The sequence below is a fragment of the Parvibaculum sp. genome (assembly GCF_002684405.1).
Classification (GTDB): Bacteria; Pseudomonadota; Alphaproteobacteria; order Parvibaculales; family Parvibaculaceae; genus Parvibaculum.
Genome location: NZ_NYVD01000128.1, coordinates 1 through 9,365, shown reverse-complemented (window position 1 = coordinate 9,365; position 9,365 = coordinate 1). Strand labels below are relative to the sequence as shown.

The 9,365-nt window shown below is 63.3% G+C and carries 9 protein-coding genes; 2 read left to right on the top strand and 7 right to left on the bottom strand.

Annotated elements, in window-relative coordinates; all coding sequences use genetic code 11:
• Positions 1–101: 101 nt before the first annotated feature.
• The 4 genes from CMI59_RS11865 to CMI59_RS11850 form a co-directional block, all read right to left on the bottom strand.
• Positions 102–1,052, bottom strand: coding sequence for a glutathione S-transferase family protein (locus tag CMI59_RS11865; protein WP_293328464.1), 951 nt, complete (start codon positions 1,050–1,052; stop codon positions 102–104).
• A gap of 98 nt (positions 1,053–1,150) precedes the next feature.
• Positions 1,151–2,125 carry an MBL fold metallo-hydrolase gene (locus tag CMI59_RS11860; RefSeq protein ID WP_293328463.1) on the bottom strand — a complete coding sequence of 325 codons (975 nt, stop codon included), beginning with the start codon at positions 2,123–2,125 and terminating at the stop codon, positions 1,151–1,153.
• A gap of 65 nt (positions 2,126–2,190) precedes the next feature.
• Complete coding sequence (locus CMI59_RS11855; protein ID WP_293328462.1) at positions 2,191–3,591, bottom strand: amidohydrolase family protein; 1,401 nt, start codon at positions 3,589–3,591, stop codon at positions 2,191–2,193.
• An 11-nt stretch (positions 3,592–3,602) separates the two neighbouring features.
• A complete protein-coding gene (locus CMI59_RS11850) occupies positions 3,603–4,511 on the bottom strand; it encodes a fumarylacetoacetate hydrolase family protein (RefSeq protein WP_293328461.1) in 909 nt (302 codons plus the stop codon).
• 67 nt (positions 4,512–4,578) lie between these two features.
• Here CMI59_RS11850 and CMI59_RS11845 point away from each other — a divergent pair, with 67 nt between their 5' ends.
• Positions 4,579–5,280, top strand: coding sequence for an FCD domain-containing protein (locus CMI59_RS11845; RefSeq protein WP_293328460.1), 702 nt, complete (start codon positions 4,579–4,581; stop codon positions 5,278–5,280).
• Between the two features lie 2 nt (positions 5,281–5,282).
• Here CMI59_RS11845 and CMI59_RS11840 read toward each other — a convergent pair whose 3' ends face one another.
• From CMI59_RS11840 to CMI59_RS11830, 3 genes are all read right to left on the bottom strand, one after another.
• On the bottom strand, positions 5,283–6,140 hold the full coding sequence (locus CMI59_RS11840; RefSeq protein ID WP_293328459.1) for an SDR family oxidoreductase: 858 nt from the start codon (positions 6,138–6,140) through the stop codon (positions 5,283–5,285).
• Positions 6,141–6,293: 153 nt separating this feature from the next.
• Positions 6,294–6,854 carry a carboxymuconolactone decarboxylase family protein gene (locus CMI59_RS11835; RefSeq protein WP_293328458.1) on the bottom strand — a complete coding sequence of 187 codons (561 nt, stop codon included), beginning with the start codon at positions 6,852–6,854 and terminating at the stop codon, positions 6,294–6,296.
• A 4-nt stretch (positions 6,855–6,858) separates the two neighbouring features.
• Positions 6,859–7,401: a carboxymuconolactone decarboxylase family protein gene (locus tag CMI59_RS11830; RefSeq protein WP_293328457.1), complete on the bottom strand. Its 543-nt coding sequence runs from the start codon at positions 7,399–7,401 to the stop codon at positions 6,859–6,861.
• A 234-nt stretch (positions 7,402–7,635) separates the two neighbouring features.
• Here CMI59_RS11830 and CMI59_RS11825 point away from each other — a divergent pair, with 234 nt between their 5' ends.
• The gene (locus tag CMI59_RS11825) at positions 7,636–9,204 is read left to right on the top strand and encodes a fatty acid--CoA ligase (protein WP_293328456.1); all 1,569 of its coding nucleotides are present in this window, start codon (positions 7,636–7,638) and stop codon (positions 9,202–9,204) included.
• Positions 9,205–9,365 lie beyond the last annotated feature (161 nt).

The following is a 9,365-nucleotide window of genomic DNA, read 5'->3' as shown; positions in this document are numbered from 1 at the left end:
GTCATGGCCCGGCTTGTCCGGGCCATCCACGTCTTTCTTCTTTATCGCCAAGACGTGGATGCCCCGCATGAAGCGGGGCATGACGTTTTCGGGTGTGGCTCTTACGCCGGCATCACGAAAAAGCCCGCGCGGGGGAAATGCACCACGACATCGCCCACCGGCATGTCCTCGCGATGGATGGCGATGTGCTGCGCGGAGGATGAGACGACGACGCCCACCACCGGGTCGCGGCCGTAATCGTCCGGCGTCACGCTGACGAGGTCGCCCGGCTTCCAGCCATTGGGCTCGTTCGGGTCGGCGGCTTCCTTTTCCACACTTGTCGACGCCTTGGCGATGGCCAGCGCATCGTCGCGCGAGATTTCCTGCCTGTTGCCGTGGCCGATGGCCTTCACGCGCTCCTCCCAGGCGGCGAGCTTGGGCATGTGCTCCACCATCGCCGCGCCCTGCGGATGGATCCAGCGCATGAAGGCGAGATTGTAGAAGCCGCTCGCATCGGCAAGGCCGGGCTTGTCGCCCATCAGGAAGTCGCGGCCGTCGGCAAGCTGCTCCTCGATCCAGCCGAGCTGGGCGCGGAGTTGTTCCGTCATCAGCGGCACGGCGGCTTTCATCGCATCGGTGTCGAAGGGACGGCCCGTCAGCGCCTCGCGGTCCTTCTTGAAGGCCTCGTCCACCGCGTCGCCCGCGCCGCCGAAGATCACCGCCACCGCGGTCTGGAAGAGGATGCGGTCGGTCCACATGGAAAGCCCCCAGCCGAGCCCCTTGTCCTCGCCGGGAAAGAGCGTCGGTGCGGGATAGCGCTTTTCCAGTTCGCGCAGGATGATCTGCGTATCGCAATAGATGTCCGCGCCGATCTGCATCACCGGGATCTTGCGATAGCCGCCGGTGAGCGAGGTCAGTTCCGGTTTCGGCATGATGACGGGCTCGTCGCAGGCGAACCAGTCGAGCCCCTTGATGCCGAGCGCCACGCGCACCTTTTCGGAAAAGGGCGACACGTCATATTGATGCAGGATAATGGAGGTCGCGTCCGCCTTGTTCGCATCTGCCTTGGCCATGGCCGTCTCCTCTTTGGTTCCGTTTCGTCAACCGATACCGGCCCCTCGGCGAAGCGTCCATGGCCGTTGCGATCACGGAGTTGTGAGGGGGCAATTTTCTAAAGGCGGCCCCTGCGTTTTGCGATTTCCGCCATCTGGCCGAAAAGTTTCGCGGCGTCGAGTTCCTCGTGGACGCCGTTGAACTCGTTATAGAGCGTGGCGACATTCACCGCGATGCGCTCGCCGTCGCCCCAGCTATCGTAATCGCTCATGTCGATGTCGAGCGCGGCCTCGAAGGCGTCCATCCCGGCGTCGTAGCGTTTGCGCGCTTCGTCGCGCACATAGACGAGATAATCCTGCACCGCCTTCACGCCTTTCTTGTCGGTGATGGGGCCGTGGCCCGGCACCACCGTTTCCACATCCATCGCCATGATGCGGTTGCAGGCCTCGATCCAGTTCCCCACCGGGCCTTCCCACATGATGGGATGGCCTTCGATGAAAAGAATGTCGCCCGTATAGACCGTGCGGTCGGCGGGCACATGCACCAGCGCATCGCCCGGCGTATGCGCGGGGCCGACATGCATGATGCGCACTTCCTTGTCGCCGACCTTGCGCGTCAGTTCCTTCTCGAAGGTGGTGGTCGGCAGGGTCTGCGTCACGCCCTTGAAGTCGAAGGGGCCGAAGCATTTCGTGATGAACTTGCCGAGGTCGCCCATCTGCGGCGCCATGTCGAGAAAGCCCGCCAGCATTTGCGGCGGCTCGCGCGTCATCGCTTCGGCGGCGAGCTTGTGCGCGATGATTTCGGCATTGGCGCAGCATTCATTGCCGTTGCAATGGTCGCCATTGTGATGCGTGTTGACGACGATGCCGATGGTCTCCGCCGCCTTGGGCTCGGCCTTCTTCATGGCGTCGAGCATCTCTTTCGTCAGCGGCACGTCGAACAGCGTATCGACCAGCAGCGACTCGCCGCTATCGGTGATGAGCCCCGCATTGGACCAGCCCCAGCCGCCATCCGGCTGCAGCCAGGCATAGGCGCCGTTCCCGATATCGTGAAGCCCCTTGGTGTATTGATATTTCGCCAGACCCAGTCCCATCGCGTCCTCCCTGGACGATTAGTGTTTGTTCGAGTGTCGGATTCCGTGCGGCCCGCTTCAAGCTTTCATTCGAGATGCGGCATGATCGGCCGCGCGGCGTCTGCGATGGTCGGAATGTCCAGCGTCTTGAACCCCGCCATGATGCGCTCGGCGGAGGCGGCGAATTTGCCGCGCAGCGCGGGCCAGTCCGCATGGACGAGCCTGCCGTCGCGCTTCACGACATTGCCCGCCACCAGTACGGTGGAAATGTCGGTGGGCCGTGCGTTGAGCACCATCGCGCCGACGGCGTCGAAGGCGGGCGTCATATGCATCGCCTCGGTCGAAACGATGATGATGTCGGCGCTCTTGCCCTTTTCGAGCGAGCCGATCTCCTTTTCCATATGGATCGCTTCCGCGCCGCCCAGCGTCGCCATGCGCAACACGCTTTCCGCGTCGGGCGTGATGATGGCGGGGGCGCGGCCGCGCGCTTCATATTCCGCATTGCGCGTGGCGCGCGTCGATTGCAGCCCCAGCCGCATCGGCATGAACATGTCGCCTGCATAGTTCGAGACGATATCGACGCCGAGCCCTGTCTTCACACCATGCGCCGTGGCGCGATGCGCGACGGGGAAACCCATCCCCATCTGGAGCTCGGTTTCGGGCGTGGAGGAAATCCCCGCACCCGCTTCCGCGATAAGGTCGAGTTCGCGGTCGGTAAAGGCCGCGCCATGCACGAAGAGAAGATCGGGGCCGAGCAGCCCTTCCTTGTGGAGCTTCTCGACAATGTCCGCCCCCAGCGCATAGGCGCCCATGGCCGCATGACAGGAAATCGCCGCCGCGCCGAGTTCGCGGGCGAGCTTGATCTCCGCCACGAGGTCTTCGAAGGGCATGGCTTCGGCTTCCGACGGCGCAAAGCCGAAATGCGTCAGTCCCTTGCTGCCGGAGAAATGTTTGGCGTGCAGTTCCCGCGCCGTCCTGTGCCGCCAGCCGGGATCGTCCGGCACATTCATCGGCGCGCGCGGTTCGTTCGGGAAGGTGCCGTAGCAGAAGATCGAGCGCAGGCCGCTCTCCTGCAGGCCGCGCACGGCTTCCTCGGCATGTTCGGGCGTGTTCAATATGTGGCAGTGATCGACCATCGTCGTCACGCCCGCATCGACCGCTTCCAGCGCGCCGACATAATTGCCGAGATAGGCGTCTTCCGCCGTGTAGAAGGTCGAATAGGAAAGCCGCATCTCCACGAAATAATCGAAGAGGCTCCAGTCCGTCGCCACGGTGCGAAGCTGCGTCTGCCAGACATGGCGATGGGTGTCGACGAAGCCCGGCATGACGATGGAGCCCGCCGCGTCGATCACTTCCGCGCCGTCGGCTGCAAGGTTGGGCGCGATGTCGGCGATACGGCCGTTCTCAACCAGAATGTCGGCGGCGATTTCCTTCGCGCCCTCCGCCATGGTCAAGACGCGGCCGTTCTTGATGAGCTTCTTCGTCATCGTTTCCTCCCTCAGACTTTGACGATGCGGTTATGCAGCGTGCCGAGTTTCTCCACCTCGAATTCGATCGTGTCGCCGGGCTGGAGAAAGCGGCCATGCTCCAGCAGGCAGCAATCGCCGATAGTGCCGAGGCCGATTACTTCGCCGGGATAGAGCGTTTCGCTTGCCGACATATGCGCAAGAATTTTGCCGACCTCATGCTGCATGTCGCCCGCGGTCGTGTCGGCCACGGTGTCGCCGTTCACCGCCGCGCGGACATGGAGGTTGCGGATATCGCCCACCTCGTCGGCGGTGACGAGCCAGGGGCCGAACACATTGCCCGTGTCGAAATCCTTGCCCTTGGCCGGGCCGAGCTGGCCCTGCATTTCGGCCATCTGCGCGTCGCGCGCGCTCACATCGTTGAAGATCATGTAGCCGAAGATGTGGTCTCCGGCTTTTTCCGGCGCGATGTCCTTGCCCTTGCGGCCGATCACCAGCGCGAGTTCCAGCTCGAAGTCCAGAAGCGCGGCATAGGCCGGCCATTCGATATCGGTTTCCGTGCCGATCACCGAGAAGCGGTTGCCCTTGTAGTAGATCGGCTGGCTGTACCAGACGGGTGGGATATTCGCCGTCGGGTTTTCCACGCCCATCAGCTTCTGGCCCTGTTCGCTCGCCTGCTTCAGGTGCTTTTCATAGACCATGCAGTCGCGGAGCTGGCGCGGTTCGGGCAGCGGCGCCATGAGGCGGATATCGGCCAGCGCCAGCGTCTTCGCGGGCGCTTGCGCTTCCTTGCGCGCGGCGGCGAGCCCGTCCACGCCCGCATCGATCAGCGCCAGCAGGGAGGGGTAGAGATGGCCGAGATCGGCGACTGTTTTTCCGTCTTCCAGCAGCAGACCGGGCCGTTCGGCCCCTTCTTCCCCGGCATAGGTCACGAAACGCATGGCCGATCCTCCCCTCGTCGATGCTTCTTCTTGTTCAGGAGGCCAAAGCTAGGTAGATTTAATTTCGATGTCGATTCATAATTTCGAAATTCTGGAACCCGCCGACGATCGCACCCTTTCAGCCGGGGTGGCGGCGCGGCTGCGCGCGGACATTCTGAACGGCGTGCTAGCGCCGGGCAGCCGGCTGGCCATGACGGACCTCACCAAGCGCTATGGCGCGGGCATGAGCCCGGTTCGCGAGGCATTGTCCCGCCTGCTGGGCGAAGGCCTCGTCCAGACGGAAGGGCAGCGCGGCTTCCGCGTCGCAGCGATGAGCCGGGAGGATTTCAGCGAGATCGTCATGCTGCGCCAGATGGTGGAGGAGACGGGCGTGCGCGCCGCCATCGAAAAGGGGGACGAGGAGTGGGAAGCTTCGCTCGTCGCCGCCTTCCATGTGCTGGAGCGGCGGCTCGCCGTCCTGCTCGAGCGTGAGACCGAGGAGGCGCTGGCCGCTTACGAGGACGCGCATCGCAGGTTTCATTTCGCGATCATCGCCGGCGCGGGCTCGGCGCGCCTCTCCCGCATGCAGCAGCGCCTATACGAGGAAGCGCGGCGCTATCGTTTGCTCTTCTACAGGAAGCATGTCGCGGGCAGCGCCATCGACTTTGCGGAATCGGGCGCCATCCACCGCAAGATCCTCGACGCGGTGCTGGCGCGCGACGGCGACCGCGCGGCCGACATCCTGCGCGGCCATGTCACGCTGATCGAGGATTTCGATTCCGACGATTAAGCCTAGCTGATCCCCGTCAGCCCGCTATCGACGGCGAGCGTCTGGCCCGTCACATAGACGCTTTCATCCGACATGAAGAAGAGCGCCGCATAGGCGATTTCCCAGCCCGTCGCCTGCCGTCCGAAGGGGACCGGCGTGCGCCCGCGCGACGGGCGGCCCTGCGTCGCCAGCCGTCCGAGCGGCGTATCCACCAGCCCCGGCGCGACGATGTTGGACCGGATGCCGCGTTTCGATCCTTCAAGCCCCACATGACGCATCAGCCCGCCAAGGGCCGCTTTCGAGGCGTCATAGGCGGGGAGCCGGCTGCCCGCGACGAGGCCTGCAATCGAGGAGATGAAGACGATGGAGGAGCCTTCCTCCATTTTCGGCATTGCCGCCTGGCAGCAGAGCATGGGCCCGCGCAAATTCACGTTGAGCGCCTTCGTCCAGTCCTCCGCCGAAATGCCGTCGAGCCCCAGCCCGCCCACGCCGATCCCGACATTGAGCACCATGCCGTCGAGCCCGCCCATGGCCGCGATGGCGTCATCGATCATGCGTTTGATGTCGCCGGGTTTGGAGATGTCGGCGGTGATCGCCGTAGCCTTGCCGCCTTCGGCTTCGATTCGGCGCACTGTTTCGGCGGCGGCGTCCGCATTCATGTCGGCGACGGCGACTGTCGCTCCTTCCCGTGCAAAGAGCAGCGACATGGCGCGCCCGTTTCCGACCGGGTCGGTCGCCGCGTCGAGCACGCGCTGCCCGCCGCCCACCACGAGAATGCGCCGCCCGTCGAGCCGCCCGCGCCCCGGCGCCTCGCCCTGCGACTCCGCGCTCAGCGGCCGGACGTAGCCTTGTTTTTCCGGGGCCTGTTTTTCTTCCGCCATGTTTCCTCCCTCACTTTTCTCCTCGTCATGGCCCGGCTTGTCCGGGCCATCCACGTCTTCCTTCTATTGCGGCAAAGACGTGGATGCCCCGCCCACCTTTGCACTTAAAGAGGGCGGGGCATGACGCTATTGGTTTGTTACGGGCGTTTCCCCTCACCGCCCCATCGTGGTGTCGATCTCCTCCAGACCCGAGCCCTCGATGTCCTTTTCCTCCAGCTCGATTTCCATCGTCTCCAGATAGCGGCAGACCAGCATGTAGATGCCCACGATGAGGATGAGTTCCTGCATCCCCGCATCGCCGACATGTTTATGCGCGGCGTCGAAGAGTGCGCCGTCCGCCTTCACATGTTTCACCTGGTCGTCGATGAAGGCGAGCGCGGCATTCTCCGCCTCGCTGTAGAGAGGCGAGGGGAGCGGGCCACCCGCCGCGGCGATGCGTTCCGCGCTCATGCCGATGGTGCGCGACACGCGCTCATGCTGGTGAAGCTCATAGGCGCTTGCCTGCAAATGCCCGACGCGCAGGATCGCCAGTTCCCGCAGTTCCGCGTCCAGCGCCCCGTGATTGAGATAGGCGTTGATGAGCGCCATGAAGGGCGGGAAGCTCGCGCCCGCGCCGGAGAGCATCCGGAAGATGTTCAGCGGCGGGAGCGTTTCGAGGAGCTTGCGGTTTTCCTCCGGCAGCGCGGCGGGGTCGGGATAGGGCAGTTTCGCCATGCGCTCAGGCCTTCTTGCCGACGCTCGTTTCCACGGGCTTGTCCTCGATATCGACATCGAAGGTTTCGAGGAAGTTCGACACCATCGTGTAATAGCCGATGGTGATGGTCAGTTCCTGCATCTGCTTGGGGCCGAGTTTTTCCAGCAGCGGGTCGAAAGTCGCATCGGAGGCGCGGGTGTTTTTCACCACATCGTCGGTGAAGCGCATCACCATGCGCTGCATGTCGTCGAAGGCGGCGGCGTCAGGCCCCTCATGGATCGCCTTGATGAGGTCGTCGCTCATGCCGATCCGGCGCGAGATCGCCTCATGCTGATAGACCTCATAGGTCGAGCCCCGGAGCACGCCGGTGCGCACAATGGCGATTTCACGCAAGACCGGGTCCAGCTCGGAGAACATCAGGATCTGGTTGCCGAGCTTGATGAAGCCGTCCAGCATCTCGCCGGAATGGCCGAGCATGCGGAAAATATTGAGCGGCGGCAGCTTCTTGTAGACTTCCTTCGCGCGGCCTTCGGCCTGGTCCGGATCGAAATAGGGTATGCGGGCCATCTTCTTCTCCCTGTGAATTTCTCTTGTTGCGCGTGGGGTCTTTCGCCCCTTCCGCAGCGTATCGTTGCGTCGGTTTCGTGTCCGGCCCTTATAGCATTTCCGCGCGCCGGTTGCGCTTGCTCCCTGCGATAGCGCGGTTACACTCGCGGCAAAGAATATTCACAAAATCACATCGCCGCGCTGGCAAATGCCTCCGGAGAAGGGGCGCGGGCGGCGAGCCAGGGGAGGAACACCATGTTCGATGCGAACGAGGTTCGCTGCGTTGCGGATATCACGCGCTACCGGGCCAAGACCGAAGGCGACAAGACGGCCCAGGTCTTCGGCGAACGCCGCACCACCTATGCCGAGCTCGACGCCTATGCCAATCGCGTGGCGCAGGGGCTGATCGCGGAAGGCTGCAGGCCCGACAGCCGCATCGGCTATATCGGCAAGAGTTCCGATCTCTATTTCGAGGTGCTCTACGGCGCCTTCAAGGCGAATGCCGTGATGGTCGGCGTCAACTGGCGTCTCGCCGCGCCGGAAATCGCCTATGTGCTGAACGATTCCCGCACGGAAATTCTTTTCGTCGGCGCGGAATATTACGACGTGGTCGAGAAGGTGCTTTCGGAATGCCCGAATATCCGGAAAGTGGTGGCGCTGGACGGCGGGCGGTCGGACTGGATTTCCTTCGACGAGTGGCGCGACAGCTTCCCGAACGAAGACCCGATGCTGCCCTCCGACATCGATGACGATGTCATCCAGCTCTACACCTCCGGCACGACGGGCCACCCCAAGGGCGTGCAGCTCACCAACCGCAACTATCTCGCCGTTTTCGACCAGGGCATGAAGTCCGGCTGGGCGGATTGGAAAGAGAGCGATGTCGTGCTCGTCTGCATGCCGCTCTTCCATGTGGCGGGCGTCAATATCGGCATTCTGGGCCATCTGCATGGCTGCAAGAATGTCGTGCTGAAGGATGTGGATCCGGCGTTGATCCTGCATCTGATCGAGAAGGAAGGCATCACCGTCCTTTTCATCGTGCCGGCCGTCATTCTCTTCCTGTTGCAGCAGCCCAATATCGCCGAGGTGAACGTCTCCACCGTGCGCCAGCTTCTCTATGGCGCCTCGCCCATTGCGGAAGATGTGCTGCGCAAGGCGCAGGACCGCTTCAAGGCGGAGTTCGTACAGCTTTACGGCCTCACCGAAACGACCGGCGGCGCGACGCATCTGCCGCCGGATGCGCATGATCCGGCCAAGGGCAAGCTGCGCTCCTGCGGCATTCCCAATCCGGGCACCGAAATCCGCATCGTCGACGAGAACGGCAAGGATGTGGAAGCCGGCGGCGTCGGCGAAGTGCTCATCAAGGGCGGTTCGGTGATGAAGGGCTACTGGAACCGTCCGGAAGCGACGGTGGAATCCGTCGTCGACGGCTGGTTCCATTCCGGCGATGCGGGTTTCTTCGACGAGGACGGCTATCTCTACATCCATGACCGGGTGAAGGACATGATCGTCTCGGGCGGCGAGAACATCTATCCCGCCGAAGTCGAGAACGCGCTCTTCGGCCATCCCGCCATCGCGGATGCCGCCGTGGTCGGCGTGCCGCATGACAAATGGGGCGAGGCGGTGCAGGCCATCGTCGTGCTGAAGCCCGGCGAGAGCGCCAGTGCGGAAGATATCATCGCCTTCGCCAAGACGCGCATCGCCTCCTACAAGGTCCCCAAGGACGTCGCCTTCATCGAGGCGCTGCCGCGCAACCCGTCCGGCAAGATCCTGCGCCGCGAGCTGCGCAAGCCTTACTGGGAAGGCCGCGAACGGATGATCAATTAGTCGGTGTTCCTGCCGTTGATCGTCATGCCCCGCTTCATGCGGGGCATCCACGTCTTTGCGCCAGGGAAGGAAGATTTAGATGTTAATCTGGATACCTTGTGGATAAACTATCAAAGACGATACGATCATAATCCGCCACATCAGCATCATGGTATTGTTTC